This is a genomic window from Agrobacterium sp. a22-2 (genome assembly GCF_012276985.1).
Classification (GTDB): Bacteria; Pseudomonadota; Alphaproteobacteria; order Rhizobiales; family Rhizobiaceae; genus Allorhizobium.
The window spans coordinates 145,436-171,825 of the sequence record NZ_JAAXMM010000014.1; the positions used below are offsets into that span (position 1 = coordinate 145,436).

30 protein-coding genes and 1 pseudogene are annotated in these 26,390 nt (G+C 62.8%); 13 read left to right on the forward strand and 18 right to left on the reverse strand.

Going from position 1 to position 26,390, the window contains the following annotated elements; translation table 11 throughout:
* Positions 1-144: 144 nt before the first annotated feature.
* Positions 145-735, forward strand: a complete 591-nt coding sequence (locus HFC70_RS20850; protein ID WP_168475217.1) for a TetR/AcrR family transcriptional regulator — start codon at positions 145-147, stop codon at positions 733-735.
* A gap of 29 nt (positions 736-764) precedes the next feature.
* On the opposite strand, the gene HFC70_RS20855 is transcribed toward HFC70_RS20850, so the two are convergent.
* The gene (locus HFC70_RS20855; RefSeq protein WP_168475218.1) at positions 765-1,706 is read right to left on the reverse strand and encodes a LysR family transcriptional regulator; all 942 of its coding nucleotides are present in this window, start codon (positions 1,704-1,706) and stop codon (positions 765-767) included.
* Positions 1,707-1,806: 100 nt separating this feature from the next.
* On the opposite strand from HFC70_RS20855, the gene HFC70_RS20860 reads away from it, so the two are divergent.
* The 9 genes from HFC70_RS20860 to HFC70_RS20900 all read left to right on the forward strand — a co-directional run bounded on the left by HFC70_RS20860 (position 1,807) and on the right by HFC70_RS20900 (position 11,111).
* Positions 1,807-2,853 carry a class 1 fructose-bisphosphatase gene (locus tag HFC70_RS20860; protein ID WP_168475219.1) on the forward strand — a complete coding sequence of 349 codons (1,047 nt, stop codon included), beginning with the start codon at positions 1,807-1,809 and terminating at the stop codon, positions 2,851-2,853.
* Between the two features lie 10 nt (positions 2,854-2,863).
* Positions 2,864-3,733, forward strand: coding sequence for a phosphoribulokinase (locus HFC70_RS20865; protein ID WP_168475220.1), 870 nt, complete (start codon positions 2,864-2,866; stop codon positions 3,731-3,733).
* Positions 3,734-3,743: 10 nt separating this feature from the next.
* Entirely contained in the window at positions 3,744-5,771 is a 2,028-nt protein-coding gene (gene tkt / locus HFC70_RS20870) for a transketolase (protein ID WP_168475221.1), read from the forward strand.
* Positions 5,772-5,832: 61 nt separating this feature from the next.
* Positions 5,833-6,912: a class II fructose-bisphosphate aldolase gene (gene fba, locus HFC70_RS20875; protein ID WP_168475222.1), complete on the forward strand. Its 1,080-nt coding sequence runs from the start codon at positions 5,833-5,835 to the stop codon at positions 6,910-6,912.
* Between the two features lie 30 nt (positions 6,913-6,942).
* On the forward strand, positions 6,943-8,403 hold the full coding sequence (locus tag HFC70_RS20880) for a form I ribulose bisphosphate carboxylase large subunit (protein ID WP_168475223.1): 1,461 nt from the start codon (positions 6,943-6,945) through the stop codon (positions 8,401-8,403).
* Positions 8,404-8,437: 34 nt separating this feature from the next.
* Positions 8,438-8,827 (forward strand): ribulose bisphosphate carboxylase small subunit, encoded by a 390-nt coding sequence (locus tag HFC70_RS20885; RefSeq protein ID WP_168475224.1) that lies wholly within the window; start codon positions 8,438-8,440, stop codon positions 8,825-8,827.
* A gap of 71 nt (positions 8,828-8,898) precedes the next feature.
* A complete protein-coding gene (gene cbbX, locus HFC70_RS20890; protein WP_168475225.1) occupies positions 8,899-9,834 on the forward strand; it encodes a CbbX protein in 936 nt (311 codons plus the stop codon).
* Positions 9,831-10,526, forward strand: a complete 696-nt coding sequence (gene rpe / locus HFC70_RS20895; RefSeq protein ID WP_168475226.1) for a ribulose-phosphate 3-epimerase — start codon at positions 9,831-9,833, stop codon at positions 10,524-10,526. The genes cbbX and rpe overlap by 4 nt, the downstream gene beginning before the upstream one ends.
* A gap of 6 nt (positions 10,527-10,532) precedes the next feature.
* Entirely contained in the window at positions 10,533-11,111 is a 579-nt protein-coding gene (locus tag HFC70_RS20900) for a thioredoxin family protein (protein ID WP_168475227.1), read from the forward strand.
* Positions 11,112-11,262: 151 nt separating this feature from the next.
* On the opposite strand, the gene gfa is transcribed toward HFC70_RS20900, so the two are convergent.
* The 10 genes from gfa to HFC70_RS20950 form a co-directional block, all read right to left on the reverse strand.
* Positions 11,263-11,832 (reverse strand): S-(hydroxymethyl)glutathione synthase, encoded by a 570-nt coding sequence (gene gfa, locus HFC70_RS20905; protein WP_168475228.1) that lies wholly within the window; start codon positions 11,830-11,832, stop codon positions 11,263-11,265.
* 128 nt (positions 11,833-11,960) lie between these two features.
* A complete protein-coding gene (locus HFC70_RS20910; protein ID WP_168475229.1) occupies positions 11,961-12,752 on the reverse strand; it encodes an ABC transporter permease in 792 nt (263 codons plus the stop codon).
* The gene (locus HFC70_RS20915) at positions 12,749-13,477 is read right to left on the reverse strand and encodes an ABC transporter ATP-binding protein (RefSeq protein ID WP_168475230.1); all 729 of its coding nucleotides are present in this window, start codon (positions 13,475-13,477) and stop codon (positions 12,749-12,751) included. Before HFC70_RS20915 ends, HFC70_RS20910 begins: the two co-directional genes overlap by 4 nt.
* Positions 13,474-14,112 (reverse strand): ABC transporter ATP-binding protein, encoded by a 639-nt coding sequence (locus HFC70_RS20920; RefSeq protein WP_168475231.1) that lies wholly within the window; start codon positions 14,110-14,112, stop codon positions 13,474-13,476. The genes HFC70_RS20915 and HFC70_RS20920 overlap by 4 nt, the downstream gene beginning before the upstream one ends.
* On the reverse strand, positions 14,109-14,870 hold the full coding sequence (locus tag HFC70_RS20925) for an ABC transporter permease (protein WP_168475232.1): 762 nt from the start codon (positions 14,868-14,870) through the stop codon (positions 14,109-14,111). The genes HFC70_RS20920 and HFC70_RS20925 overlap by 4 nt, the downstream gene beginning before the upstream one ends.
* Positions 14,863-15,837 (reverse strand): ABC transporter substrate-binding protein, encoded by a 975-nt coding sequence (locus HFC70_RS20930; protein ID WP_168475233.1) that lies wholly within the window; start codon positions 15,835-15,837, stop codon positions 14,863-14,865. Before HFC70_RS20930 ends, HFC70_RS20925 begins: the two co-directional genes overlap by 8 nt.
* Before the next feature lie 97 nt (positions 15,838-15,934).
* Positions 15,935-16,192: a hypothetical protein gene (locus HFC70_RS20935; RefSeq protein WP_168475234.1), complete on the reverse strand. Its 258-nt coding sequence runs from the start codon at positions 16,190-16,192 to the stop codon at positions 15,935-15,937.
* A gap of 26 nt (positions 16,193-16,218) precedes the next feature.
* Complete coding sequence (locus HFC70_RS20940) at positions 16,219-16,662, reverse strand: hypothetical protein (protein WP_168475235.1); 444 nt, start codon at positions 16,660-16,662, stop codon at positions 16,219-16,221.
* 43 nt (positions 16,663-16,705) lie between these two features.
* On the reverse strand, positions 16,706-17,680 hold the full coding sequence (locus HFC70_RS20945; protein WP_168475236.1) for a YVTN family beta-propeller repeat protein: 975 nt from the start codon (positions 17,678-17,680) through the stop codon (positions 16,706-16,708).
* A gap of 1 nt (position 17,681) precedes the next feature.
* On the reverse strand, positions 17,682-18,869 hold the full coding sequence (locus HFC70_RS20950) for an ABC transporter substrate-binding protein (protein ID WP_168475237.1): 1,188 nt from the start codon (positions 18,867-18,869) through the stop codon (positions 17,682-17,684).
* A gap of 122 nt (positions 18,870-18,991) precedes the next feature.
* Between HFC70_RS20950 and HFC70_RS20955 the strand changes: the two genes are divergently transcribed.
* From HFC70_RS20955 to HFC70_RS20965, 3 genes are read left to right on the forward strand one after another with little or no spacing between them, the layout of a single operon-like run.
* A complete protein-coding gene (locus tag HFC70_RS20955; RefSeq protein ID WP_168475238.1) occupies positions 18,992-19,501 on the forward strand; it encodes a DUF3280 domain-containing protein in 510 nt (169 codons plus the stop codon).
* An 8-nt stretch (positions 19,502-19,509) separates the two neighbouring features.
* A complete protein-coding gene (locus HFC70_RS20960) occupies positions 19,510-20,043 on the forward strand; it encodes an SRPBCC family protein (RefSeq protein ID WP_168475239.1) in 534 nt (177 codons plus the stop codon).
* Complete coding sequence (locus HFC70_RS20965) at positions 20,015-21,034, forward strand: beta-propeller fold lactonase family protein (protein WP_168475240.1); 1,020 nt, start codon at positions 20,015-20,017, stop codon at positions 21,032-21,034. Before HFC70_RS20960 ends, HFC70_RS20965 begins: the two co-directional genes overlap by 29 nt.
* A 5-nt stretch (positions 21,035-21,039) precedes the next feature.
* On the opposite strand, the gene HFC70_RS20970 is transcribed toward HFC70_RS20965, so the two are convergent.
* From HFC70_RS20970 to HFC70_RS21000, 7 genes and pseudogenes are all read right to left on the reverse strand, one after another.
* Positions 21,040-21,579 carry a PQQ-dependent catabolism-associated CXXCW motif protein gene (locus tag HFC70_RS20970; RefSeq protein ID WP_168475241.1) on the reverse strand — a complete coding sequence of 180 codons (540 nt, stop codon included), beginning with the start codon at positions 21,577-21,579 and terminating at the stop codon, positions 21,040-21,042.
* Positions 21,576-22,442, reverse strand: coding sequence for a substrate-binding domain-containing protein (locus tag HFC70_RS20975; RefSeq protein ID WP_168475242.1), 867 nt, complete (start codon positions 22,440-22,442; stop codon positions 21,576-21,578). The genes HFC70_RS20970 and HFC70_RS20975 overlap by 4 nt, the downstream gene beginning before the upstream one ends.
* Positions 22,402-22,938 (reverse strand): c-type cytochrome, methanol metabolism-related, encoded by a 537-nt coding sequence (locus tag HFC70_RS20980; RefSeq protein WP_168475243.1) that lies wholly within the window; start codon positions 22,936-22,938, stop codon positions 22,402-22,404. The genes HFC70_RS20975 and HFC70_RS20980 overlap by 41 nt, the downstream gene beginning before the upstream one ends.
* 77 nt (positions 22,939-23,015) lie before the next feature.
* Positions 23,016-24,818 carry a lanthanide-dependent methanol dehydrogenase XoxF5 gene (gene xoxF5 / locus HFC70_RS20985; protein ID WP_168475244.1) on the reverse strand — a complete coding sequence of 601 codons (1,803 nt, stop codon included), beginning with the start codon at positions 24,816-24,818 and terminating at the stop codon, positions 23,016-23,018.
* A 185-nt stretch (positions 24,819-25,003) separates the two neighbouring features.
* Positions 25,004-25,417: a cytochrome c family protein gene (locus tag HFC70_RS20990; protein WP_168475245.1), complete on the reverse strand. Its 414-nt coding sequence runs from the start codon at positions 25,415-25,417 to the stop codon at positions 25,004-25,006.
* A gap of 13 nt (positions 25,418-25,430) precedes the next feature.
* Complete coding sequence (gene fghA, locus HFC70_RS20995) at positions 25,431-26,261, reverse strand: S-formylglutathione hydrolase (protein ID WP_168475246.1); 831 nt, start codon at positions 26,259-26,261, stop codon at positions 25,431-25,433.
* Positions 26,262-26,269: 8 nt separating this feature from the next.
* Positions 26,270-26,390 (reverse strand): annotated as a pseudogene (locus HFC70_RS21000) (S-(hydroxymethyl)glutathione dehydrogenase); the annotation flags it as partial.

The following is a 26,390-nucleotide window of genomic DNA, read 5'->3' on the forward strand; positions in this document are numbered from 1 at the left end:
CGCTTTATTATGGTTATCGATGACAACCATTAGCATGGTCCATTGACGTTTATTACCGATCGGTATATAAATAGACGTGAGGATTGATGACTGTCAATAGACTTTTATACCGATCGGTATATTAGCATCGGGAGGAATAAAAAAATGGGTCGGCCCAGAGAGTTCGACGTCGATGAAGCCTTGCAGACAGCCATGGAACTGTTCTGGCGCAAAGGCTACGAAGGCACATCTCTGAACGACCTGACCGAGGGCATGGGCATTACCAAGCCCAGCCTTTACGGCTATTTCGGGAACAAGGAAGAGCTGTTTCGCAAGGCCCTCGACCGCTACGAACGCACGAAACTGTGTTTTCTGGAAAGAGCCCTGGCCGAGCCGAAGGCCCGCGCCGTCGCCGAAAAGGTGCTGAAGGGTTTTGCCGACATCCAGACCGACTGCTCGACGCCAAGCGGCTGCATGGCGGTGAGCGGTGCCCTTGCCGGCGGCGAAGCAGCGGCCCATGTCCAGAAATCCCTGCTCGAGAGCCGCCAGCGGCCAGAGCGCCTGCTGACCGAGCGTTTTCAGCGGGCTGCAGATGAAGGCGACTTACCGAAAGGCCAGGATCCGGCCGAACTCGCCCAATACATCATGACGATCTCGCAAGGCACCGCCGTGCAGGCCGCCTCCGGCGCCGACCGCGACGCGCTTTACCGCGTCATCGAGACCTCCCTGAAGTGCTGGCCAAAAGACACGGACTGACCCCGCTTTACGATCTCAGTGTCCCTGGATCAGCCGAACACGTTGGCGGGATAGGGCTTGCTGACCACCGGCAGATGACGCGCGCCTGACGTCAGCAGAAACTGCTCGAAAGCCTGCATGGCCGGCGTCGTCGTCCGGTCGAGGCGCGACACGCTGAACCATTGCCGGCGGATCGGCGTATCAACGACGTCGAGAATGACCAGCCGGCCCAGCTTGATTTCCTGTTCGATCGTATGAGCCGATATAAACGCTAGCCCGAGGCCGGCGATGACGGCCTGTTTGATCGTCTCGTTCGAGCCCATTTCGGTTCCGAGGTCTTCCAGCTTGCGGGGCGTATCGCTCAAGAAAATCTCAAGCGAGATCCGGGTTCCCGAGCCCCGCTCGCGCAAGATAAACTGCTCCTGCGCAATGCGCTCCCGTGAAATGTCCAGCACCCCGGCCAGCGGATGATCCGCCGGCGCGATGAAGACCAGCGGATGGTCGCCAAAGACCTGGGATCGCACCTCGAAATCGCGCGGCGGCCGGCCCATCAGTGCGATATCGATCTCATGATCGCGCAGCTTGGTGATGATCTCGGCGCGGTTGCCGATGAAAAGATTGATCTCGATGGCCGGCACCTGCTTGCGGAAGGCAGCAATCAGCTGCGGCGCGAAATATTTGCCGGTCGACACGACACCAAGGCGCAGACGCCCGGTTCGCAACCCTTTCATGGCACTGATCGAATCTTCGAGACTGTTCAGGCTCTCCTCGATCTCGCGGGCCGCCTCCAGAAAGGCAAGGCCGAAGGCGGTCGGCACCATGCCGCCCCGTGTCCTGTCGAAAAGCTGCACCTCGGCGTCCCGCTCCAGCTGCTGGATCTGCAGCGTCAGCGCCGGCCCGGTCAGGCCAAGATCCTCGGCGGCAAGGTTGATCTTGCCCAGCCGGCAAATGGCCTGAACGGTACGGAGCTGGCGAAGGGTGAGGTTGCGCATACATAGAAGTAAGTATTTCTAACTTAGAAAGTCAATTTAATAAATTTTACAAACTCTTCGTTTGCGCCATTCTGCAAGGGACATTGTGGGAGGAGACATCATGTCAGGCGCAACTCTTCAGGCATATCTTGCCTCATGCACGGCCAATCGCGACGATATCGCGACCGACGTGGCGGCGGTGATCCAGAGGCTGGCAACGGCCGCTCTCGACGTCCGCAAGCTCGTCAACCAGGGAACGCTCGGCACGGCCTTCAACGGCACCCGCGGCAGCAATACCGACGGCGACCTGCAAAAAGATCTGGATGTCGTCTGCGACGACCTCTTCCTGTCCTGCCTGCAGGGTGCGCCGGTGGCGTGTTATGCCTCGGAGGAGCTGGAGAACCCTGTCCTGCTCGATCCCAATGCTCGCCTCGCGGTCGCCATCGACCCGCTCGACGGCTCGTCGAACATCGACACCAACGTCTCGATCGGCACGGTGTTTTCCATCTTGCCCGCGATCAAGGGACCGGGCCTTGATCCCGTCCACACCTTCCTGCAGCCGGGAAGCTGCCAGCTGGCCGCCGGCTTCTTCGTCTACGGGCCGCAGACAGCCCTGGTGCTGACCGTCGGCAGGGGCACGGAGATCTTCATCTTCTCCAGCCGGCTCGGCTGTTTCGTGCAGGGCTACAAGTCGGTCAACATCGCCGAGCGCACCAGCGAATTCGCCATCAACATGTCGAACTACCGCCATTGGGAAGAAGCGATCCGGCTCTATGTCGACGATTGCCTGGCGGGCGTAGAAGGGCCCCGCGAGCGCGACTTCAACATGCGTTGGATCGCCTCGCTGGTGGCCGATACCTATCGCATCCTGATCCGCGGCGGCATCTTCCTCTACCCCTCCGACGGTCGCAAGGGTTACAGCCAGGGCCGGCTGCGGCTGGTCTACGAGGCCAACCCGATCGCCTTCATCGTCGAAAATGCCGGCGGATCCGCCACGAATTCCGTGACCCGCATTCTCGATCTCGTGCCGGAAAACCTGCACCAGCGCGTGCCGCTCATCTTCGGCTCACGCCGGGAAGTCGCACGCATCGCCCGCTATCACGTCGACCCGAACATGATCGGCGAACGCGCACCGCTGTTCGGCAAGCGCGGCCTGTTTCGGGCCTGAGGAGAGATAAATGTCAGCAAAATACCCGATCATATCGATCACCGGCTCGTCCGGCGCCGGCACCACCACCGTCAAGGACACGTTCGAGAAGATCTTCAAGCGCGAGAACATCTCGGCATCCTTCATCGAAGGCGACGCCTTCCATCGCTTCGACCGGGAAACCATGCGCCGCAAGATCGCCGAGGAGAAGGCCAAGGGCGTCGATTTCACCCATTTCGCCGCCGAGGCCAACGAGCTGGAGATCCTCGAAGGGGTCTTTGCCGAATATGGCCGGCGGGGGGTCGGGCGCACCCGCCACTATGTGCATGACGACGCCGAGGCCGCAAAATACGGGGCCGAGCCCGGCACATTCACGGAATGGGAGGAGTTTCGCGGCAGCGACCTGCTGTTTTACGAGGGCCTGCACGGCTGCGCCGTCACCGACACCCTCAATCTCGCCCAGCACTGCGACCTGAAGATCGGCGTCGTGCCGGTAATCAACCTCGAATGGATCCAGAAGATCCATCGGGACAAGGCGACGCGCGGTTACTCAACCGAGGCCGTGACCGACACCATCCTGCGGCGCATGCCGGATTACGTGCATTATATCTGCCCGCAATTCTCGCTGACTGACATCAATTTCCAGCGCGTGCCGATCGTCGATACGTCCAATCCGTTCATTGCCCGGTGGATTCCGACACCGGCTGAATCGATCCTGGTCATCCGCTTTGCCAATCCGCGCAGCATCGATTTTCCGTACCTGCTGTCGATGCTGCACAACAGCTACATGTCGCGCGCCAATTCCATCGTGGTGCCCGGCGACAAGCTGGATCTGGCCATGCAGCTGATTTTCACGCCGCTGATCCACAAACTGCTCGAACGCAAGCACCGCATGTCGTGAGGAGGACACCATGAATGTTTCGCTGAAGATTGAGGCCCATGCTGCGGCATCGGAAACCCAAATGGCCGATGCCATCCGGTTTCTCGCCATGGATGCCGTGCAGAAAGCCAATTCCGGCCATCCCGGCATGCCGATGGGCATGGCCGACGCGGTGACCGTGTTGTTCAACCGTTTCATCAAGATCGATCCATCCGAGCCCAACTGGCCGGATCGCGACCGCTTTATCCTGTCGGCCGGCCACGGCTCGATGCTGCTCTATGCCATCCATCACCTGATCGGCTTTGCCGACATGCCGATGTCGGAACTGTCCAACTTCCGCCAGCTCGGCGCGAAAACGGCAGGCCATCCCGAATACGGCCATGCGCTTGGCATCGAGACCACCACCGGGCCGCTTGGCCAGGGCATCGCCACCGCCGTCGGCATGGCGATCGCCGAGCAGATGATGGCCGCCCGCTTCGGAAGCTCGCTCTGCAATCACTTCACCTATGTGGTGGCCGGCGACGGCTGCCTTCAGGAAGGCATCAGCCACGAGGCCATCGACCTGGCCGGACACCTGAAGCTGCGCAAGCTGGTCGTGCTCTGGGACGACAACCAGATCTCGATCGATGGGGCGACATCGCTCTCCACCTCCACCGACCAGCTGGCGCGCTTCCGGGCCGCCGGCTGGGATGCGCAAGGCGTCGATGGCCATGATCCGCAGGCCGTGGCCAAGGCGATCGAGCGGGCTCGCCGCAGCCGCAAGCCCTCGCTGATTGCCTGCCGCACCCGCATCGGCAAGGGTGCCGCCAGCATGGAGGGCTCGCACAAGACCCATGGGGCCGCCCTCGGTGACAATGAAATCGCCGCCACGCGCCAGAAGCTTGCCTGGTCCCATCCGCCCTTCTTCGTGCCGCCGGCGATCAAGTCAGCCTGGGAAGCTGTAGCGATGCGCGGCCGCACGGCGCGGGAGGCTTGGGAATTGCGCCGCGACGCATCGCGCTCAAAAAAGCGCTACGAGCAGACCGTCGGCCGGCGCCTCGGCGCCGACGTCGCCTACCGACTGGCCAATTTCCGCGCCGAGCATCGCAAGAAGGCCTCCAAGGTGGCAACCCGGCAGGCGTCGCAGATGGCGCTGGAGGTCATCAACGCGGCAACGACGCTGACCATCGGCGGCTCTGCCGACCTGACCGGCTCGAACCTGACGATGACCTCGCAGACGCTCGCCATCACGCCCGGTAATTTCCGCGGCCGCTACCTGCACTACGGTATCCGGGAGCACGGCATGGCGGCCGCCATGAACGGCATCGCCCTGCACGGCGGTTTCATTCCCTATGGCGGCACCTTCCTGGTGTTTTCCGATTATGCGCGGGGCGGCATGCGGCTTTCGGCGCTGATGGGCCTGCCGGTCGTCTATGTGCTGACCCATGATTCCATCGGGCTTGGCGAAGACGGTCCGACCCACCAGCCGGTCGAGCATCTGGCCATGCTGCGCGCCACCCCCAATCTCAATGTGTTTCGGCCGGCCGACATCATCGAAACGGCGGAATGCTGGGAGATTGCGCTTGGCGAGAAGAACCGGCCGAGCGTGCTGGCTCTGTCGCGCCAGGCCCTGCCGATGCTGCGCCAGACCGATGGCGACCAGAACCTCTCAGCGCTCGGAGCCTATGTCGTGAAGGAGGCCCGCGGCCCCCGCGACATCACCCTTCTGGCCACAGGCTCCGAGGTCGAAATAGCCCTTGCCGCCGCGGAGCAATTGCGCAGCGAGGCCGGCATGGAGGCCGCCGTGGTGTCCATGCCGTGCTGGGAGAAGTTCGAGGTCCAGGACGCCGCCTACCAGAAGAAGGTCCTGGGAGACGCGCCGCGCATTGCCATCGAGGCTGCCGGCCGCCTCGGCTGGGATCGCTGGATGGGACCGCGCAGCGCCTTCGTCGGCATGCTGGGCTTCGGCGCCTCGGCGCCGGCCGCCGATCTCTACCGCCATTTCGGCATCACCGCGGAGCATATCGTCGCCGAAGCCCTGAAGCTTGTCGGCAAAAACGTCAGGAGACGCCCCGCATGACCACCCGGACCGGCCCGCAGGCGGGCAAGACCATCATCACACCAACAAGAGAGGATTGACCATGGCCCGTATCACGCTCCGTCAATTGCTGGATCACGCCGCCGAGCGCAGCTATGGCGTTCCGGCCTTCAACATCAACAACATGGAACAGGGACTGGCGATCATGGAGGCGGCGCGCGCCTGCGACGCGCCGGTGATCCTGCAGGCATCGCGGGGTGCCAGGACCTATGCCAACGACATCATGCTGGCCAAGATGATGGAGGCGCTGGAACAGATGTATCCCGATATTCCGCTCTGCATCCACCAGGACCACGGCAACAATGTCGCGACCTGCCTCTCGGCGATCCAGCACGGCTTCACCTCGGTGATGATGGACGGCTCGCTGAAGGAGGATGCCAAGACCCCGGCCGACTATGCCTATAATGTCGCGATCACCGCGGAAGTGAGCCGCCTCGCCCATATGGTGGGCGCGTCGGTCGAAGGCGAGCTTGGCTGCCTCGGTTCGCTGGAGACCGGCCATGGCGAGGCCGAGGACGGTCACGGCTTCGAAGGGGCGCTGGATCGCTCGCAACTGCTGACCGACCCCGACGAAGCCGCCCGCTTCGTCGACGAGACGGGCGTCGATGCCCTGGCGGTCGCCATCGGCACGTCGCACGGCGCCTACAAGTTTACCCGCAAGCCGACCGGCGAAGTACTCGCCATGGACGTCATCGAGAAGATCCATCGCCGGCTGCCCCATACCCATATCGTCATGCACGGCTCCTCGTCGGTGCCGCAGGAATGGCAGGACGTGTTCAATGCCCATGGCGGCGAAATGCGCGAGACCTATGGCGTGCCGGTCGAGGAAATCGTGCGGGGCATCCGGTTCGGCGTGCGCAAGGTCAATATCGACACCGATCTGCGCCTGGCGGCCGCCGCCGCCTTTCGCCGCGTCGCTGACACCCGCCGCGACGAATTCGATCCGCGCAAATTCCTGAAACCCGCCATGGACGCCATGTCGGCGGTCTGCCAGGCGCGGTTCGAAGCCTTCGGCACGGCCGGCAATGCCTCCCGCATCAAGGTCATGCCGATGTCGGACATGGCGCGCCGCTATGCGAGCGGCTCCCTGAAACCCCAGACGGCGCGGTCGCAAGCCGCCTGACTGCATCCCTCCAGAGGAAAGGACCACGTCATGAACGCCGATGCAAAAACCGAGATCAGAGGCAAGGAACGCTACAAGGCCGGCGTGCTCAAATATGCCCAGATGGGCTATTGGGACCGCGACTACGAGCCGAAGGACACCGATCTGATCGCGCTGTTCCGGATCACGCCGCAGGACGGCGTCGATCCGATCGAGGCTGCCGCCGCGGTTGCCGGCGAAAGCTCCACCGCCACCTGGACGGTGGTCTGGACCGACCGCCTGACGGCCTGCGACCAGTACCGCGCCAAGGCCTACCGGGTCGATCCGGTGCCGGGAACGCCCGGGCAGTATTTCTGCTACGTCGCCTACGATCTCATCCTGTTCGAGGAAGGGTCGATCGCCAACCTGACGGCGTCGATCATCGGCAACGTCTTCTCGTTCAAGCCGCTGAAGGCCGCAAGGCTCGAGGACATGCGCTTCCCGGTCGCCTATGTGAAGACCTTCAAGGGGCCGCCGACCGGCATCGTCGTCGAGCGCGAACGGCTCGACAAGTTCGGCAAGCCGCTGCTCGGCGCCACCACCAAGCCCAAGCTCGGCCTGTCCGGCAAGAATTACGGCCGCGTCGTCTACGAAGGCTTGAAGGGCGGCCTCGATTTCATGAAGGACGACGAGAACATCAACTCGCAACCGTTCATGCATTGGCGCGACCGTTTCCTCTACTGCATGGAGGCCGTCAACCATGCCTCCGCCAAGACAGGCGAGGTCAAGGGCCATTACCTCAACATCACCGCCGGCACGATGGAGGAGATGTACCGCCGCGCCGAATTCGCCAAGGAACTCGGCTCGGTCATCGTCATGGTGGATCTGATCATCGGCTGGACGGCGATCCAGTCGATCTCGGAATGGTGCAGGCAGAACGACATGATCCTGCACATGCACCGCGCCGGCCACGGCACCTACACGCGCCAGAAGAACCACGGCATCTCGTTCCGCGTCATCGCCAAATGGCTGCGGCTGGCCGGCGTCGACCATCTGCATGCCGGCACCGCCGTCGGCAAGCTGGAGGGCGATCCGATGACCGTGCAGGGCTATTACAACGTCCTGCGCGAAACCAAGAACGAGGTCGACCTGCAACGCGGCATCTTCTTCGAACAGGACTGGGGCGACATCAAAAAGGTCATGCCGGTGGCCTCGGGCGGCATTCATGCCGGCCAGATGCACCAGCTGCTCGACCTGTTCGGCGACGACGTCGTCCTGCAGTTCGGCGGCGGCACGATCGGCCATCCGATGGGCATCCAGGCGGGTGCGACCGCAAACCGGGTGGCGCTGGAAGCCATGGTGCTGGCCCGCAACGAGGGCCGCGACATTGCCCATGAGGGGCCTGAAATCCTGCGGGCTGCGGCCAAATGGTGCAAGCCGCTGGAAGCAGCCCTCGATACCTGGGGCAATATCAGCTTCAACTACACCTCGACCGACACGTCGGATTTCGTGCCGAGCGTCAGCGTCGCCTGACAACGGATAACGGACAACAAGAAGGAGAGACGACATGCGTATCACACAAGGATGCTTCTCGTTCCTGCCGGATCTGACCGACGAGCAGATCACCGCACAGGTGGAATATTGCCTGCGCAAGGGATGGGCGATCGGCGTCGAATACACCGACGATCCACACCCTCGAAACACCTATTGGGAAATGTGGGGCAATCCGATGTTCGACCTGAAGGACGCCAAGGGCGTGATGATGGAGCTGGACGATTGCCGCAAGACCCATCCGCAGACCTATATCCGCCTCAATGCCTTCGATTCCAATCGCGGTTTCGAGACGGTGACGATGTCCTTCATCGTCAATCGCCCGGACAAGGAACCGAGCCTGCGGATGACCCGGACGGAGGGCCGTGGCCGCAACCAGCATTATGCCTGGGAAACGCAACGCTAGAGCATGTCGCCCGAAAGTGGGCACCGGTTTCGGGGCGACGACATGCGACAAAACAAAGAGGAGCCAGGGACATGGACATGCCGGAAGCCGTATCACCCGCCGAAAGCCTGCCGACATCGGTCGATCTTGCCGAGGAATACAAGGCTTCCGGCGTGGCGGACATCCTTGCCGAACTGGACCGTGAGCTGATCGGGCTCAAACCCGTCAAACAGCGCATCCGCGAGACGGCAGCTCTGCTGCTCGTCGAGCGGGCGCGTCGTGCCATGGGCCTCACCCATGAGGCGCCGTCGCTGCACATGAGCTTTACCGGCAATCCCGGCACCGGCAAGACGACGGTCGCCCTGCGCATGGCCAATCTGCTGCATCGGCTCGGCTATGTCCGCAAGGGCCATCTCGTGTCGGTGACGCGCGACGACCTGGTCGGACAATATATCGGCCACACCGCGCCGAAGACCAAGGAGATCCTGAAACGGGCGATGGGCGGCGTGCTGTTCATCGACGAGGCCTATTATCTCTACCGACCGGACAACGAACGCGACTATGGCCAGGAAGCGATCGAGATTCTGCTGCAGGTGATGGAGAACAACCGCGACGACCTCGTGGTGATCCTCGCCGGCTATTCCGACCGTATGGATCGCTTCTTCGAAAGCAATCCCGGCTTCCGCTCGCGCATCGCCCATCACATCGATTTTCCCGATTATGACGACGGCGAGCTCCTGTCGATCGCCGAAAGCATGCTGGAGCGGCAGGGCTATCATTTCGACGCCAAGGCCACGGCCATCATGGGCGATTATATCGCAAGGCGCCGGCGCCAGCCGCATTTCGCCAATGCCCGCTCCATTCGCAATGCACTCGACCGGGCACGGCTGCGCCAGGCCAACCGGCTGTTTGAGGAAAGCACCGGCCCGGTCGACGCCGAGCAGCTATCGACCATCACGGCCCGCGACATTTCCGGCAGCCGCGTCTTCACCATGGTTTCGCCCACACATCAGGAGACAGTGCCATGAGCCCCAAAACCATCATCGCCCCCTCCGTTCTCTCGGCCGATTTTTCCCGGCTCGGCGAAGAGGTCGAAACCATCTGCGACGCCGGCGCCGACTGGATCCATCTCGACGTGATGGACGGCCATTTCGTGCCCAACATCACCTTCGGGCCTCCGGTCATCAAGGCGATCCGCAGCCGCACCGACAAGGTGTTCGACTGCCATCTGATGATCGCCCCGGTCGATCCCTTTCTCGGTGCCTTCGCCGATGCCGGCTGCGACATCATCACCGTGCATGCCGAGGCGACCACCCATCTCGACCGGTCGCTGCAGGCGGTCCGCGACCTCGGCTGCAAGGCCGGCGTGTCGCTCAATCCCTCGACGCCGGAAAGCGCCATCGAATATGTGCTGGACCGCCTCGACCTCATCCTGCTGATGACCGTCAACCCCGGCTTCGGCGGACAGGCCTTCATTACCGCGATGGTGGAGAAGGTCGCCCGCGTCAAGTCCATGATCGGCGCAAGACCGATCCTCATCGAAATAGACGGCGGCGTGACCCCCGAGACCGCGCCGCTGGTCGCCCGAGCCGGCGCCGATGTCCTGGTCGCCGGCTCGGCTGTCTTCAAGGGCGGGCGCGAGGCCTATGCCGGCAATATCGCCGCGCTGCGCGCTGCTGCCGACGATCCGCAACTGGCTGCCCTTCGTTTGGCGAGGTGATCCGGCATGGCGGCGATCCCTCCCCTTTGCGATTTCGGCTGGAAGGCCATCGACGCCCGGCTGCCTAGTACAGAAGGCCGGGCCCATTCGATCCTGGATCTCGCCGGGTCGAACGGGCTCGTCGTCGCCTTCATCTGCAATCACTGCCCCTATGTGCAGGCGGTGATCTCCCGCATCGTGCGGGACGCGATCGACCTGGAGGGCCACGGCATCGGCTTCGTGGCGATCAGTTCCAATGATGTCGAGGCCTATCCGCAGGATTCCTTCGGCAACATGAAGCGTTTCGCCGCGGACAACGCCCTGCCCTTTCCCTATCTCTTCGATGAAGACCAATCCGTGGCGCGGGCCTATGGTGCCGTCTGCACGCCGGATTTCTTCGGTTTCAACCGGGACAGGGAACTGCAATATCGCGGCCGGCTGGATGCCTCGCGCAAGGAATCCGGCCCACCGGCCCTCAGGCGCGATCTCTATGAGGCGATGGTCATGGTCTCGCGAACCGGCAAGGGTCCGCTGGACCAGCTGGCGTCGATCGGCTGCGGCATCAAATGGAAAACCGCGCCGGACGCGGCCGCAAGGCCTGCTTAGCTTCTGATTTCAGCCGTCCTCATCGCAGATAACGCCCCAGACCCCGCCCGTTCGGAGGCCTCCGGAAAAACCGAAAGCAACGGGCGAGGTCCGAGGGAGGAGGTTTCAACCTCTCTGAACGTTTGCGTTGCGCCGCAGGCGGCGCAACCCGTCAGGCCGCGAGCGCGCCCGACTGTTTGGCCACATGGGTGGCAATCGCATCCATCAGCGCCGGAGACAAGGCATCGTAGGGCGGCAAGCCGAGTTCATTCAGGCGGGCGCGGATTTCGTCCATCTTGTCAGGGCTGACGCCGCTTTCGATGACCGAGGACACGAAGGCTGCGAACTGCGGCGGCGACCAGCCGGTCTGGTCGCTGAGTTCGGTATGCACGAAATCAAGACCGTAGAAGGCATGATTTTTGTTCTCGATCCGGCCATACATATGGGTCCCGCAATCCTTGCAGGCGTAGCGCTGGATGGTGGCGCTCGGATCGACGATCTGCAGCTTGTCGGCGCCCGACGTGACCTTCACATGGTCGCGGCCGACAACGGCGATCTGCGCAAAGATGGCGCCCTTGGGCTTCCAGCATTTGGTGCAGCCGCAGGCATGATTGTGAGCCGTCTGTGCGCTGATTTCGACGGTCACCGGATTGCTGGCGCATTTGCACTTCAGCGTGCCGCCGTGGAAGCCGGGGCTCGCCGGCGGAAAGCCGTTGTCAATCGATGGATGCAATTTGATCATTGATTCCTCCTCGGTTTTCGACGTCTATGCGTCTTCGTTCACAGGCAGGATCAGGGTAAATGCGGCCGACGGCAATATAGCGGAAAGTGGCGGTTTTCGGCGTCGAACTGCGACGGCCGGTGCCCGTTTCAGCCCTTCGAGCGCAGCATGGCGCGGGCCGGGTCATAACCCCAGAGGGCGGCCAGCATGAACAGGACGAAACAGCCGCAGACCCAGGCGAGCGCTACCAGATTGAGCTCGCCATAAAGCGCAAAGCGGATCAGTTCGACCGCATGGGTGAACGGGTTCAAGGCACAGATGTCGCGCAGCAGCGGCGAACTCTCCGCCATCTTCCACAGGGGATAGAGCGCCGAGGACAGGAAGAACATCGGAAAGATCACGAAATTCATCACGCCGGCGAAATTCTCCAGCTGCCGGACGGTCGAGGAGATCAGCAGTCCCATCGCGCCGAGCATCAAGCCGCTGATAAGCAGGGCAGGCAGCACCGCAAGATAACCGATCGGCGGCATCGTAATACCGGTCGCCGCCGCAATCGCCAGAAAGACCGCGACCTGCAGGATGGAGACGATCACGCCGGCCAGAAGCTTGGAAAACAGCAGCCACCAGCGCGGCAGCGGCGACGTCAGAAGCAGCCGCATCGAGCCCATCTCCTGGTCATAGACCAGCGACAGCGACGACTGCATGCCGTTGAACAGCTGGATCATGCCGCACAGACCGGGCACGATATAGACCTCATAGGTGATATAGGTCTGATAGGGCGGGATGATCGAAACGCCGAGGGCGGCGCGGAAGCCGGCGGCAAAGACCACGAGCCACACGAGTGGTCGAACCAGAGCCGCCAGAAACCGGCCGCGCTGGCGAATGAACCGCAGGTTTTCGCGGGTGACGATGGCAAACAACGCAATCCACCAGGCTCTCATGCCGGAACCTCCCGGCCCTCGGCCGTCATCGACAGGAAGGCCTTGGCAAGGCCCTCTTCGCCGGCCAGCGCCGCAGCGCTGCCATCACTCAACACCTTGCCACGATGCAACACGACGACCTGATCGCTCGGACGGATCTCATCGACCAGATGGGTCGCCCAGAGCACGGCAAGGCCACTCTCGGCCAAGAGGTGCACGTGATCGGTGATTGCCTGCCGGGAGGCCGCATCCAGCCCCACGGTCGGCTCATCGAGCAAAAGGACTTCAGGGGCGTGGATCAGCGCCCGGGCGATCTCCATGCGTCGACGATGACCGCCATTCAGCGCCCGCACCAGCTCATCGGCCCGCTCGGCCATGCCGAGCTGCGAGAGCGCCGCGTCGATCGCCAGGGCGGCCGGGCGGCCTGACAGGCCATGCAGGCCGGCGAAATAACGCAGATTGCGGCGCACCGACATGTCGAGGTCGAGGGTGGGCTGCTGGAACACCACGCCGATGCGCGCCAGTGCGGCGCGCGGTGTGCGGGCAATGTCGAAACCGGCAACGCCGATCTGGCCCTCTCGCGTCACGATCAACCGGGTCAGCAGCGCAAACAGCGTCGACTTGCCGGCACCGTTCGGCCCCAGCAGCGCGCAGAACCGGCCCGCCGCCACGCTGAAGGTGACATCGTCGAGCGCCCGGCGCTGTCCGTAGGCGTAGCTGACATGGCTGATCTCGAGCCCCGTCATGGCGCACCCTCCCCGCTGATGATACCCAGGTCAGGTGCCGGATCGTCGACAAGCCTCGCCGGCCGGCCGGCGAGGCGAAGGATGCGCCGCGCCAGCCGATCGGCCTCGGTTTGAGAATGGGTGACGAGGATGACGGCCGGCCTTGTGTCGGCGATCAGCGCCTCGGTCAATTCGAGCATCTCTTCGGCGGTACCGGGATCAAGCGACACATAGGGTTCGTCCATGACCAGAAGCTCCGGCCGGCCGGCAAAGGCGCGCGCCAGCGCCAGCCGGCGCTGCTGGCCAAGCGACAGCTGGCCCGGAAACAGTGCTGCCTTGTCGGCAATGCCGATCCGCTCCAGAGCAGACAGTGCCGCATCCTTGCCCAATTGCGGATGGACCAGCGTCAGGTTCTGCAGCACGCTGCGCCATGGCAGGAGGACCGGCTCCTGAAACACCATGGCGATCCTGTCAGGGCGCACGATCTCACCGTCGAAATCGGCATCGATACCGACGATCAGCCGCAGCAGCGTCGACTTGCCGATGCCGGAGGCGCCGAGGATGGCGATGGTTTCGCCGATATCCATCTCGAAACGGATGTCGCGCAGGATTTCCTGGTCACCGAACGCCTTGCGCCTGACATCGACCTTGATCATGCCGTCCTCCAGCGCCGCACCCGGCGTTCGGCCGGCTGCAGGACCAGCGCCTCGACCAGCAGCATGACGCCGATGAAGGACAGCGCATAGACCAGGACCATGGCGACATCGAACAGCTGGAAATAGAAATGGATCTGGAAGCCGATGCCGCTGGAGCGGCCGAGAAACTCGACCACCAGCACGATCTTCCAGATCACCGCGATACCGGAACGGGCAGCCCCGGCAATGAAGGGCGCCAGCTGCGGCAAGACGACATGGCGCAGCCGTGCCATCGGCCGCATGCGATAGACCTGCGCCATCGCATCGAGATTCGGATCGAGCGCCCGCGCCCCTTCGCGCAGAATGGTGGCGACGTTGGGGATCTTGTTGAGCACCACGGCCAGGATCGCCGCGGTCTCGTTGAGGCCGATCCACAGGTAGCACAGCACGATCAACACTAAGGCCGGCAGATTGAGAAACACGACCAGCCACGGATCGAGCCATCGATCGGCAACGGGGAAACGCCCCATCAGGAAGCCCAGCGCCACGCCAATGACCATGGCCGGCACGAAGGCACAGACGACGCGCCACAGCGTCATGCCGAGATGATACGGCAGGGCGCCCGAACTGAGTGCCTTGACGAACGGTGTCCACAGCGCCCAGGGCTGCGGCAGCACGGACGCATCTGCCGTCAGCCGGGCCGCGACGATCCAGAGCGCAAGCAGCAGCCCAAGCGACAGGGTGCGCACCAGCGCCGGATGCTGCAGGGTTTTAGTCAAGATGCAGGAACAGTCCGTCAGGCAGGCTGGTGGCCTTGCCGACGAGTTCCTCTCCGCCGAGTTCCGCCATCAGCCGCAGAAACCGGTCCGCCGCCGCCTCGTCGATCGGCTTACCGCTGGGAATGCCGGCACGATAGCCGTCGCGCAGCGCAATGAACTCGGCATCGTCGCCGGCGTTCATCTTGTCGCGCAGGCCGTTCCACACCGCATCGTCGTTGCGCAGCAGATCCTTGGCGGCACGCGATGCGGCGTACAATCCCTTGGCGATTTCGGGGTGGGCCGCGACATAGTCGCCCTTCAGCACATAGCCGAGCAGCGGCGTGTCTGGGTCAAGCTTGAGGGCAGCGGCGGCATCCGAGACGGAGACCAGCTCATGCATGCCCTTGGCCTTCATCTTGGCGAGGAAGTGCCAGAAATTGATGGCTCCCGCCGTCTCACCGGACAGCGCCGACTTGAAGATCAGCGGCGGGGCGCCGAACACCTGCTCGGTCTCGCCGGCCAGGTCCATGCCGTATTGCTGCTTGGCATAGGCCTGCAGGATCAGCCAGCTCTTGTCGAGCGGCCCGCCGGCAATGCCGATCTTCTTGCCGGCAAGGTCGGGCAGCGCCTTGATGCCGCTGTCGTCCTTGACCACCAGTCCGCCGACCGCGAGCGAATAGGGAATGAAGACATAGTCCTTGCCGGCGGCGCGCTGATAGGCGACCCAGATCCAGTCGGCCACCATGGTGTCGGCCTCGCCGCCCTCGAAGGCGACGCGCGTCGCGCCGTTGTCGGCATAGTCCTGGACAACGAGGTCGAAGCCGTTCTTGCGGTCTAACTCGCTCTGCTTGATGGTCGAGATTTCCCAATTGACCGTGCCCGAGGCCAGCATCGCCGCTCGCAGTTTCGGCAGATCCTGCGCCATGACGGCCGGCGCGGCAGCGATCGCAAACAGGCACAAGGCCAGAAATCGTCTCAGAACACCCATTGCTTTTCCTCCCCGCAACCGCCGCCTAGGCCTTTTCGGCTTGCTGTCCAGCGGACTTTTATATGATTCGTCGTCCGGCGCGGCCCTCGGCCCGCACTTATTCCTTGCGCTTCTCGGCAACCGTCAGGTCGGCGTTCAGATCCATATCGTACTGGCCATCGGCGCAGAACACATCGTCGAGCTCATAGCCCGCGCCACTCGCCTCGATATTGGCGACGTCCACCTCGCATTTCATGGTGGCGAGCATGTCGACAATCGCTTTCTGCTTGTCGGCGGCAACCTCCTGTGCCTGCAGGCCCAATGGCGCGCCCAGCAGGACGGCAAAGATAATGGTGCTGATCAAACGGATTTTCATTGGAATTCTCCCCTTTTCAAAACGGTTCACTGAATGGAAATCGTCATCTTCTGACTATCGCTCGTGGTGTTCGGAATCCGCACCTCATAGCTTCCCGGTTTGATGGCAATGAACGACAGTGTCGCCTTGCCGGCCTCGTCGAATTCGAGGCTGTCGATCGCCATCGGTCGGACCTCGATACCGTTGATGACGATTTCGTTCATCCAGATCGCCCGGAAGAACGGCGCGCCGGTTATAGCCAGTTCCGCCGACCCATCCGCGGTGATGCGCATTTCGTAATAGGCGCCGGACTGCAACTCCACAGCGCCTGTGCCAAGCGGCTTGCCGGAGGCAAGCGTGATCTCGATCGGCGCCCCCCTGTTGCATTTGGCAAGCAGTCCGGCAAAGCCGAGTTCGGTGCATAGCGGCGCGGCCGCGGCAGGGCTTGCGAGAACGAGTACGGCGATGGCCGCAAAGATCGATTTATGCATGCTGAAATTCCTCCCAATATGATTGTCTTGCTTTGTCGTCTCTTCAGTTCGGCGCGACTACGACCCCCCAGGGCTGCTCGCCGACAGGAACCGAGCGGACCACCTTCTCGGCCTTGACGTCGATGATGCTGACATCGTTGGAATTGCCATTGGTGGTGATCAGGAATTCCTCGCCGGGCGTGAACGCCATCTGCCAGACGCGCTGGCCGACCAGCAGGTAATCGAGAACCTCATCGGTCGCCCCGTCGATGACGGCCACCCGGTTGGCCGGGCCGAGCGCCACGAAAATGCGCGATCCGTCCTTGGTGGCCCGGATGCCGACCGGCTGCAACCATTCCGGCAGGACGCCCGGCACAGCGAAGCTGATCTTCTTGGTGATCTTCGGCTCGGCTGCCGTCACGTCGATGACCGACACGGTGCCGCCGATTTCGGCGCTGACATAGAGCTTCCTGCCGTCGGCGGTGAACTCGGCATAACGCGGCCGCTGGTCGACCAGGACATTGTGGACGATCTTGTAGGTCGACGTATCGATGAAATGCGCCATGTTGGTGGTCTCGGACGTGTTGATCAGCGTCTTGGCATCGGGGCTGACCGCCACGCCTTCCGGCTCAACGCCGACCGGCACTTCGGCCAGCACCTGGTGGGTCTTCACGTCAACCACAGTCACCAGGTTGTCATCCTCATTGGCAACATAGAGCGGATTGCCGGAGGGGTTGAGGGCAAAGAGTTCCGGATCCGGACCCGACGGCAGGGTGTGCAGCTCCTTGTAGGTTTCCGGATCGAAGACCCGCACGGTGTCGTCATCCGAGGCGCAGACATAGAGTTCCTTGCCATCCGGGCTGATGGTGATACCGCGCGGCCGGTTGCCGGCGGGGAACGTGGCAATCACCTCCCAGGTCTTGCTGTCGAGCACGGTGACGCTATTGCCGCGCTCGTTGCTCACGAAGACCTTGTTGGCCGCAGCCGGGCCGGCCAGCATCAAAACGGCTGGCAGAAGCAGTATGGTCAGTTTCAACATTCTATCCTCCAAAAGCGTGGCAGGCGGTTTCGGGCGCATCGATGCCCAGGGTGTCGAGCGGCGAATGCTGGTGCAGGTAGCCCTCTTGCGGCGAAACGGACACGGTCACCCGGCCTTCGGTCAAAAGGATCGGCTGGCGGAGTTGGCCGTTCCAGGGACGAAATGTCAGCTTCTGGCCCTTGAACGCGGCCAGTTCGAATTCCGGCGAAAGGACATAGCTGCGCACGGCCGCCGGGTCCGCCTTGCCGGACCGCGTCACCGCCTCGCCGATCACCCGCATGGCAAGCCAGGTCTGGTAATCCTCCTCGCGCATGTTGCGGCCGGTCAGTTTCTCGAAGCGGGTCTGAATCTGGGTAGCCCCCCAGGATTCGTGTGCCGCGTGCCAGGACACCGGACGCAGGCCGGCCGACCCGGCAACCGGGCGCGGATCCCAGGTGTGATAGGGCAGGTAAGGTGCAAAGACGCCGGCCTCGTCGGCGGCGATCATCACGTCGTGTTCCTCGGCACCTTGCGTAAACACCGGGATCTGCCGCTGCACCAAGACATGGCCGGTATCGGTGCGTCGGGCGCCGCCGGTATCGGCGAACTCGCGTTCCTCGACGATGTCAGCGCCGAATTTGGCCGCCGACTTTCGATAGCTGTCGGCCAGCAGTTTATCTTCAGGGTGGGAGCCATGGATCAGCAGGATGCGCGACCATTTCTTCCATATCAGAAACTGGATGAGGCTGTCGGTGAGCATGGAGCGGCTGGGCGAGACATGCAGCACATTGGCCCGGCAATCGGCATCGCGCAGCGCCTCGTCACGGGCGCCGGCATTCAGCAGCAATACGCCAGCCCCGGCCCTATCGGCGAGCGCCTTCAGGACGTCCCCTTCGGCGATCACCGCGATCAGGCCGATGCCTTCCGCCTTCATGGCATCGAGCGCCGCTTCGGCCTGCTCCGGTGCCACGGCCTGCGTCTTCACCGTATAGTCCATACCGGTGAAGGCGCCGGTCGTGCGGTTGTCCTCATTGCCGAGCATGCCGCCGGCAAAACCCAGATCGGCGGGCGGCGCATCGAGCCGCGAAATCGGCGGCCCGACCACGCGATCGACCCGAAGAACGGCCGTCTTGACCTCCGCCGCCCGCAAGGACACGGCAAAGAGCATCGCCGCCGAAAGAACGGCAAGCCCACGGGTTAGGTTAGACATGCCGGACGACCTCCCAATCTTCCTGCTACTCCCTAAAGTGGAGACTAACAGTACAGGTTGTGTCGCGAAACCGATACTTATGGAGCGTAGTTTCGCAAAATGCCTGTGCTAGGCTGGGCCGTATGCAACGCATTCTGGTCGCGCTTATCCTGGTCTTTTTGCCAACGCTTGCCCTGGCAGCGCTGGACAAGCCGCTGATGCCCGGCGCCAGAATAGCCTTTCTCGGCATGCACTTCATCGATACCTCGACGGAAGGCGCCTATAATGGCGTGCGCGCCGACGAGACAGCACGGCTGAAGCTGCTGGAGAGTGCTACGCGCGACCGCTTCACCGAGAAGGGGTTCGTCATTGTCTCCAACGATCCCGTCGCAGCCGAACTCGCCAGCACCAGCAATCCGGCCGACTGCTACGGCTGCGACGTGCGCATGGCCGCCCGGCTCGGCGCCGATTATGTGCTGGTTGGCGAGGTCCAGAAGGTCTCCAACCTGATCCTGTCGATGAACCTCGTGCTGCGCGACGCCCGCTCCGGCGAGATGCTGCGCGGCATCTCCGTCGATATCCGCTCGAACACCGACGACAGCTGGCTGCGCGGCATTCGCTACATCCTGAAAAACCACTTCTTCAAAACGTGAGGCCCATCATGCGGTATTTTGGTCGTTTCCTGCTGGCAATCCTGCTTCTGCTGCCAAGCTTTGCCATGGCCCATGGCCCGACACGGCAGAAGCTGGTGCTTTCGGTCGATGTCGCCGCGGCGCCGGACGCCGTCTGGGCGGTGATCGGCAATTTCCAGGACATGAGCTGGCACCCCTCCGTGTTCTCGACCACCGGCAAGGGCGACAACGCAGTCGATGCAACCCGCGTGCTGACGCTCGGTGCGGCCGGCGGGCCGACCATTTCCGAAGTGCTCTACAAATACGACGCGGCCAAGATGACCTATTCCTACCGCATCACCGAGGTCGACGTGAACGTGTTGCCGGTGACCAACTATTCCGGCCACCTGACGGTCACGCCCACAGCTTCCGGCGGCTCGCATATCGAATGGAAGGGCGCCTTCTACCGCGGTTATCCCAACAATGATCCGCCCGCCAACATGAACGACGAGGCAGCCATGGCCGCCGTCAGCGGTGTGTACAAGGCCGGCCTCGATGCGCTTGAAAAGAAATTCGGCAAATAGCCGCGGCATTGTCGCGGTCGCCCTGCTCGGCCTGATGCTGCCGGGCGTTGCTGGCGCCGACTATGCCTATGTCACCAACCAGTCCTCGAGTGACCTGAGCGTCATCGATCTTGAGCGGATGGTCGAGGTGGACCGCATCCCGGTGCCGGGTGCGCCGGCCGGCATCGCGGTCGCGCCAAAGCTTGGCGCCGTCTTCACCGTCAGCACGGACAGCAAGGTGCTGCGCCGCTACGCCATGCCCGTCGGCAAACCGCAGGTCGAGCGCACGCTCGACGGCGGGCCGATCGGCGTCGCCGTGGACGAGCTCCGTGGCCGGGTCTTCGTGTCCGACTGGTACAATGCGCGGGTCTGGGTCGTTGCCGCCGATGACCTCAGCACTTCACAGGTGCTGTCGACCGGCAGTGCACCGGCCGGGCTGGCGCTTTCGCCCGACGGCCGATGGCTGGCGACCGCCGACCGGGATGCCAACCAGGTCTCGATTTTCGATGCGCAGACGCTGGAGCTCCGACACCGGGTCACCGTGGGCCAGCGTCCCTTCGGCATCACGTTTTCACCGGACGGACGGTTGTTTTCCGCGGATGTCGGCAGCAATACGGTGACGGCGGTCGATCCGGTCAGCGGACAGGTCCTCGGCCATGCGGCAACACGCGAGCGGCCCTATGCCGTGGCATTTGCCGGCGGCCGGGGCTTCGTCACCAACCAGTATGACGACAGCGTCAGCGTCTTCGACGCGCAAAGCCTCGCTGCCATCGCCACCATCGAGACCGGCGAATATCCGGAGGGCATAGACACAACGGCAGACGGCCGGCAGATCGTCGTGGCGAACTGGTTTTCCAACAGCCTCACGGTGATCGATCCGCTCAGCCTGGAGGTTGTCGGAGAGATCGCGACTGGCGATGGGCCGCGCGCGTTCGGACGCTTTCTGTCGGCAGCGCCGATGCCGTCTTCGAGTTCTGCCGAGCAAACCGGAGCGGTGGCCCCGCGGCCATAATCAACTCATTGTCCGCCCGGTTCCGGGTACAGGCGTTCCGTCGAGTAGCCGGCCGCCGTCCAGCCGTCTGTTCCTTCCGGATACCAGAAGACATGGGTATAGCCGTATTCCACGGCGCGCTTGGCGGCATTCCACGACATCCAGCAACCGTCCAGACAGAAGAACAGCACCGGCCGATCCTTGTCGCCCCGCGATGCCTTTTCCAGCCCGGCGCGGAAATAGCCTGCCATGACATCGGCCAGCTTGCCATAGCCGACATTGGGCAGCCACAAGGCACCGGGCACGGAGATCCGCGGCTTCTCGTTCCAGACGGTGCCCGCCGGCAGGTTGTCCGGTTTTGGCGGGCGCGGCAGGACGTCGATGAAGGCGACCTGGCCGGTCTTCCACAAGGCGTAAGCGGTTTCGGTCGAGACCACAGTCGCCCCCTTCAGGGTGGCCGGCACTTCCGAGCGGTATTCGCCATCGCGGTAGCCGGCCGGCTCTTCGATCGCCCCGACGGATGAGGCAACAAGCAGGATGAGGGCTGCCAATCGTAAGCGGATCATTTCATCGCCTCCAGCGGGCCCGTGCCCATGTCGTTCAGAAGCGGTACGCCGGCCTCAGTGAGAATCGCATTGATTTCCGACTGGTTGCGGCGGATCAGCGAATTCAGCTTGCGCTCCCAGACCTTCTCGCCCTGCCGCACACCCATGGTGATCCGGTAGAACAGTTTCGGCGGCGTCGCTTCCTTCAGAAGCGGCGTCACTTTCAGATTGGGATGGCTCGCCTTGACGATCGGTGCGCCGATGGGCCCCCACAGGACGGCCGCGTCGATCGCGCCCGATTCCAGGTCGGCCAGCATGTCATCGGCCGGATCCTCGTAGCGCCGGTCGACCATCAGATGGTAACCCTTGGCTTTCGCCATCAGCCCGTTTCTGGCCATCTGCGTCGCCGGCGGCACGCCCGCCACGACACCGATCCGCTTGTCCTTGAGCAGAGGGTCGGTCAATGTCGTAACGCCGGCCAGCGGGCCGCTCGACGGGACGATCAGCACGAAGGCCGAGGTGTAATAGTGGTTGGTGTTCAGCACCAGTTCGTCGCCCTGGGCATAGCCGATCACCACATCACAGGCATTGGCCTGCAAGGTCTTGCGGATGAAGCCGGTCGCCATCGGAAACCAGGTATATTCCAGCGGCAGGCCGAGCTTGGAGGCCATCAGTTCGGCGATCTTGTTCTCGAAGCCAGCACCAGAGCGATCCGACATCGGCATATTGGCCGGATCGGCGCAAACCCGGAATGCCGTCTTCGATACCAGGTCCGACGTCTGGGCCAGCGCCGGCGCCGCGCCGGAAAACCCCAGCAGCAGGGCGCCGATGACCGCAACCCGGCTAGCGGCCGAGGCAGGCGTTTTCAGCTTCCTTAATCGCATCGGATTTCGGTTCCTTCTTGCCCGGGCGTCCCCGCGGCAGCGCGTCGGCTCCGCGCGCCTTCAGATAGGTATAGATATCATCGAGATAGCACATCACGTTGACGTTCTGCCCGAAAGCCGGCATCACCGAATTCTCGGAGGCGTTCACTTTCTTGCGCCCGTTCGTGACGACATCGACGAAAGCGTAATAGTCCATGGCGATCGCGGATTTCTTCAAGGCCGGCGCATAACTCGACCCCTCGCCTTCCGGGCCATGACAGACATGGCATTCCGAGTGATAGCGGCGAAAGCCCGAATAGGTCATCCAGTCGATCGTGCCATCCTTGGCGATATTGAAGGTCGGAACGTCGTCGGCCGTATAGTAGCGTCCGTTTTCGTTACGCACCGCGGTGATATTGTCAGCCGCCGCCGGAGCGGCGTCCTGAGCACTGGCCGCGCCTGCAGCAAGCGTCAACGCGGCAAGGATCATCGGCAGGGCAGGTCGTGTTCTAGTCATCTTGCGTCCTTTTGGGCCTTGAGAACGAACCGGCGCGGGCTTTTGCCACCCGCGCCAATTCCCTTGGCGATTGCCGCTTACTTCGGCAGCGAGAACACGGTGAGCGTGCCGCCGAGTGCGGTATAGTCGCTGAGGGCCGCATAGCCGCCAACAGCACCCAGACCGTCATTCGGGTTGGTGAGGCCCGCTGCCAGACCGATACCAGCCCAGCCGCCGACGCCCGAGAGCACGGCCACATACTGCTTGTCGGCATGGGTGTAGGTCATCACGTTGCCAATCACACCCGACGGCGTCTTGAAGCGATAGAGTTCCTTGCCTGTCGTTGCGTCGACCGCCTTCAGGTAGCCTTCCAGCGTTCCGTAGAAGACGATGTCGCCGGCTGTTGCCAGAGCGCCCGACCAGACGGAGAACTGTTCCGGCAGAGACCACTTGATTTTGCCTTCCTTGCCGTCCCAGGCAATGAAGTTGCCCATGCCGCCATGGCTGCCTTCCGGCGGATACATCGACAGCGTCGCCCCGACATAGGGCTGGCCGGCCGTGTAGCTGACGCGGAACGGTTCGTAGTCCATGCAGACATGGTTGGTCGGCACATAGAACAGCTCGGTCTTCGGCGAATAGGCTGCCGGCTGCTGGTCCTTGGTGCCGAGTGCTGCCGGGCAGATGCCTGTCGAGTTGGTGTCCTCGCCATTCTTCTCGGTCGAATACTGCGCGACGACCTGGGGCCGACCATATTGGTCGGACTTCGGATCCATCACCACTTCGGTCGCCCAGTTGACGGTGGGGTCGTATTTCTCGGCCACCATCAGTTCGCCGGTGACGCGGTCCAGCGTATAGCCGAAACCGTTGCGGTCGAAATGGGTCAGCAGCTTGCGATCCTTGCCGTCGATCTTCTGCTGGGTCAGGATCATTTCGTTGATGCCGTCATAGTCCCATTCGTCATGGGGCGTCATCTGGTAGACCCATTTTGCCTTGCCAGTGTCGACATCGCGAGCCCATATGGTCATCGACCAACGGTTGTCACCTGGACGCTGGGTCGGGTTCCAGGTCGACGGGTTGCCCGATCCGTAATACATCAGGTTTTCTTCGGGATCATAGGAATACCAGCCCCAGGTCGTGCCGCCGCCGATCTTCCACTGATCGCCTTCCCAGGTCGTCAGACCGGAATCGGGACCGACCGGCTTGCCCAGATGGGTGGTCTTTTCCGGGTCCATCAGCGTGTCGCTGTCCGGCCCCATGGAATAACCGCGCCACAGGAGCTTGCCATCGGCCATCGAATAGGCCGTGACGGAACCGCGAACGCCGAATTCACCGCCGGAGATACCGACGATGACCTTGTCCTTCACCGGCAGAACGGTGGCGGTATTGGTTTCGCCCTTCGACGGATCGCCGTTCTTGACGCTCCAGATCACCTTGCCGGTCTTGGCGTCCAGCGCCACGACCGTGGTGTCGGCCTGGTGCAGGAAGATCTTGTTATCGGCATAGGCCACGCCGCGGTTGACGGTGTCGCAGCACATGACCGGAATGACTTCCGAATCCTGCTTCGGTTCATAACGCCAGACGATCTTGCCTTCCTTGCTGAGATCGAGCGCATAGACCGTGTTCGGGAACGGCGTATGGACATACATCATGTCGCCAATTACCAGCGGTGAACCTTCGTGACCGCGCAGAACGCCAGTCGAGAAGCTCCATGCCACCTGCAGTTTGCCGACATTGTCCTTGTTGATCTGATCCAGCTTGGAATAGCGCTGGTTGGCATAGTCGCCGGTCTGGATGGCCCATTGGTTGGGGTCATCGATATGCTTTTGCAATTCCGGATTGGCGAGGGCGACCTGCGCGCCGCCTATCGACAAGAAGGCAAGCATTGTAAGAAGTCGTTTCATTTCATCCTCCCGTTGAGTGGTACCGATAAGGGCCTTCACCCTCCTCGCCCCGGGAAAACCTTGCGGTCTCCTCTTCCCCGGTATCGGCTTGCGAAATCATTATCCCCCATGGCCTCGGCAAACATCGTCTCGCTGCCGCGGCCGCCTTCCTCCTGCTGGTGTCTGCGCTCCTCCTCCTTGGCTTTTTAAGGAAACGTCGCCAGGTAAGCGATCAGATCGGCGCGCTCCTGATCCTTGCGCAATCCCGCAAAGGTCATCTTGGTGCCCGGCACGAACTCTTTCGGGCTGGTCAGAAAAGCGCCGATCTTGTCCGGCGTCCAGACCAGCCCCGCCTCGGCCTGCTTGCTCATGGCCGCGGAATAGGCAAATCCCTCGGTCTTGCCGGCCGGCCGGCCAACGACCCCTGTCAGAACCGGGCCTACCTTGGCCTTGGCTTCCGGACCGATCGCGTGGCAGGCCTGACATTTGCGAAAGACCTTTTCGCCCGCCGCTGCGTCGCCCGCGGCAGGATCCATGGCATGGGCCGGGGCAAAGCCGCCGGAAATCGCGCCACCGAAAAGAATTGCAGCCGTCAGTAAGGTACCAAGTCTCAAAGCCATGCGTTCCTCTCCCTCAGGCGGCGTTCAGCCGCTCTGCATGCCAGCGCACGTGGTCTTCGCCGAAGCTTGCCACGAAATAATAGCTATGGTCGTATCCGGCCTGCATGCGCAGCACGCCGGCCTGTCGCCGTTCGGCCAGGAGCCTGGCCATCGCCTCGGGCTGCAACTGTCCCAGGAACTGGTCCGTCACGCCCTGGTCGATCAGGATATCGCCCGGCCAGCCGAGTTCGCTCAGCAGCAGGCAGGCATCGTAGTTGCCCCAATGCGCCTCGTCGTCGCCGAGATAGGCCGAAAACTGCTTGCGGCCCCAGTCCGATCGGGTCGGATTGACGATCGGCGCGAAGGCCGACACCGAGCGGAACAGCTGCGGATTGCGAAAGGCGATCGTCAGCGCGCCATGGCCGCCCATCGAATGGCCGGTGATCCCGTTGACCCCGTTGACCGGCAACTGCTTCTGCAACAGGGCCGGCAGTTCCGTGACGATGTAATCGTACATCCGGTAATGCCGCGACCAGGGCTTCTGCGTCGCATTGACATAGAAGCCCGCGCCCTGGCCCAGATCATAGGCCTGATCGTCGGCAACACCTTCGCCGCGCGGTGAGGTGTCGGGGAAAACCACCGCCAGCCCCTGCTCCGCTGCGTGCCGCTGCAGGCCCGCCTTGGTCATTGCATTTTCATGGGTGCAGGTCAGCCCCGAGAGATACCACAGCAGCGGCACCGGACGGGTCCGCGCCTGCGGCGGCAAAAAGAGGCCGAATGTCATCTCGACACCGCAAACCTCCGACGCATGCCGGTAAACCGACTGCGTCCCGCCGAAACATTGGTTTTGCGATACAAGTTCCATTGTCATGCTCAATAGATCACGACGCCGCGGATGCTTTCGCCCTTGTGCATCATGTCGAAGCCCTTGTTGATGTCGTCGAGCGGCATGGTGTGGGTGATCATCGGGTCGATGAGGATCTTGCCCTGCATG

Coding starts and splice junctions, on each gene's coding strand:
- HFC70_RS20975 (WP_168475242.1), bottom strand. CDS start 22,442: ATGCGATTAAGGAAGCTGAAAACGCCTGCCTCGGCCGCTAGCCGGGTT.
- gfa (WP_168475228.1), bottom strand. CDS start 11,832: ATGATCAAATTGCATCCATCGATTGACAACGGCTTTCCGCCGGCGAGC.
- HFC70_RS20950 (WP_168475237.1), bottom strand. CDS start 18,869: ATGTCTAACCTAACCCGTGGGCTTGCCGTTCTTTCGGCGGCGATGCTC.
- HFC70_RS20910 (WP_168475229.1), bottom strand. CDS start 12,752: ATGAGAGCCTGGTGGATTGCGTTGTTTGCCATCGTCACCCGCGAAAAC.
- fba (WP_168475222.1), top strand. CDS start 5,833: ATGGCCCGTATCACGCTCCGTCAATTGCTGGATCACGCCGCCGAGCGC.
- HFC70_RS20865 (WP_168475220.1), top strand. CDS start 2,864: ATGTCAGCAAAATACCCGATCATATCGATCACCGGCTCGTCCGGCGCC.
- HFC70_RS20915 (WP_168475230.1), bottom strand. CDS start 13,477: ATGACGGGGCTCGAGATCAGCCATGTCAGCTACGCCTACGGACAGCGC.
- HFC70_RS20860 (WP_168475219.1), top strand. CDS start 1,807: ATGTCAGGCGCAACTCTTCAGGCATATCTTGCCTCATGCACGGCCAAT.
- fghA (WP_168475246.1), bottom strand. CDS start 26,261: ATGGAACTTGTATCGCAAAACCAATGTTTCGGCGGGACGCAGTCGGTT.
- HFC70_RS20960 (WP_168475239.1), top strand. CDS start 19,510: ATGCGGTATTTTGGTCGTTTCCTGCTGGCAATCCTGCTTCTGCTGCCA.
- HFC70_RS20855 (WP_168475218.1), bottom strand. CDS start 1,706: ATGCGCAACCTCACCCTTCGCCAGCTCCGTACCGTTCAGGCCATTTGC.
- tkt (WP_168475221.1), top strand. CDS start 3,744: ATGAATGTTTCGCTGAAGATTGAGGCCCATGCTGCGGCATCGGAAACC.
- HFC70_RS20880 (WP_168475223.1), top strand. CDS start 6,943: ATGAACGCCGATGCAAAAACCGAGATCAGAGGCAAGGAACGCTACAAG.
- HFC70_RS20930 (WP_168475233.1), bottom strand. CDS start 15,837: ATGGGTGTTCTGAGACGATTTCTGGCCTTGTGCCTGTTTGCGATCGCT.
- HFC70_RS20935 (WP_168475234.1), bottom strand. CDS start 16,192: ATGAAAATCCGTTTGATCAGCACCATTATCTTTGCCGTCCTGCTGGGC.
- HFC70_RS20850 (WP_168475217.1), top strand. CDS start 145: ATGGGTCGGCCCAGAGAGTTCGACGTCGATGAAGCCTTGCAGACAGCC.
- HFC70_RS20965 (WP_168475240.1), top strand. CDS start 20,015: ATGCGCTTGAAAAGAAATTCGGCAAATAGCCGCGGCATTGTCGCGGTC.
- cbbX (WP_168475225.1), top strand. CDS start 8,899: ATGGACATGCCGGAAGCCGTATCACCCGCCGAAAGCCTGCCGACATCG.
- HFC70_RS20970 (WP_168475241.1), bottom strand. CDS start 21,579: ATGATCCGCTTACGATTGGCAGCCCTCATCCTGCTTGTTGCCTCATCC.
- HFC70_RS20980 (WP_168475243.1), bottom strand. CDS start 22,938: ATGACTAGAACACGACCTGCCCTGCCGATGATCCTTGCCGCGTTGACG.
- rpe (WP_168475226.1), top strand. CDS start 9,831: ATGAGCCCCAAAACCATCATCGCCCCCTCCGTTCTCTCGGCCGATTTT.
- HFC70_RS20900 (WP_168475227.1), top strand. CDS start 10,533: ATGGCGGCGATCCCTCCCCTTTGCGATTTCGGCTGGAAGGCCATCGAC.
- HFC70_RS20885 (WP_168475224.1), top strand. CDS start 8,438: ATGCGTATCACACAAGGATGCTTCTCGTTCCTGCCGGATCTGACCGAC.
- HFC70_RS20990 (WP_168475245.1), bottom strand. CDS start 25,417: ATGGCTTTGAGACTTGGTACCTTACTGACGGCTGCAATTCTTTTCGGT.
- HFC70_RS20920 (WP_168475231.1), bottom strand. CDS start 14,112: ATGATCAAGGTCGATGTCAGGCGCAAGGCGTTCGGTGACCAGGAAATC.
- HFC70_RS20940 (WP_168475235.1), bottom strand. CDS start 16,662: ATGCATAAATCGATCTTTGCGGCCATCGCCGTACTCGTTCTCGCAAGC.
- xoxF5 (WP_168475244.1), bottom strand. CDS start 24,818: ATGAAACGACTTCTTACAATGCTTGCCTTCTTGTCGATAGGCGGCGCG.
- HFC70_RS20945 (WP_168475236.1), bottom strand. CDS start 17,680: ATGTTGAAACTGACCATACTGCTTCTGCCAGCCGTTTTGATGCTGGCC.
- HFC70_RS20955 (WP_168475238.1), top strand. CDS start 18,992: ATGCAACGCATTCTGGTCGCGCTTATCCTGGTCTTTTTGCCAACGCTT.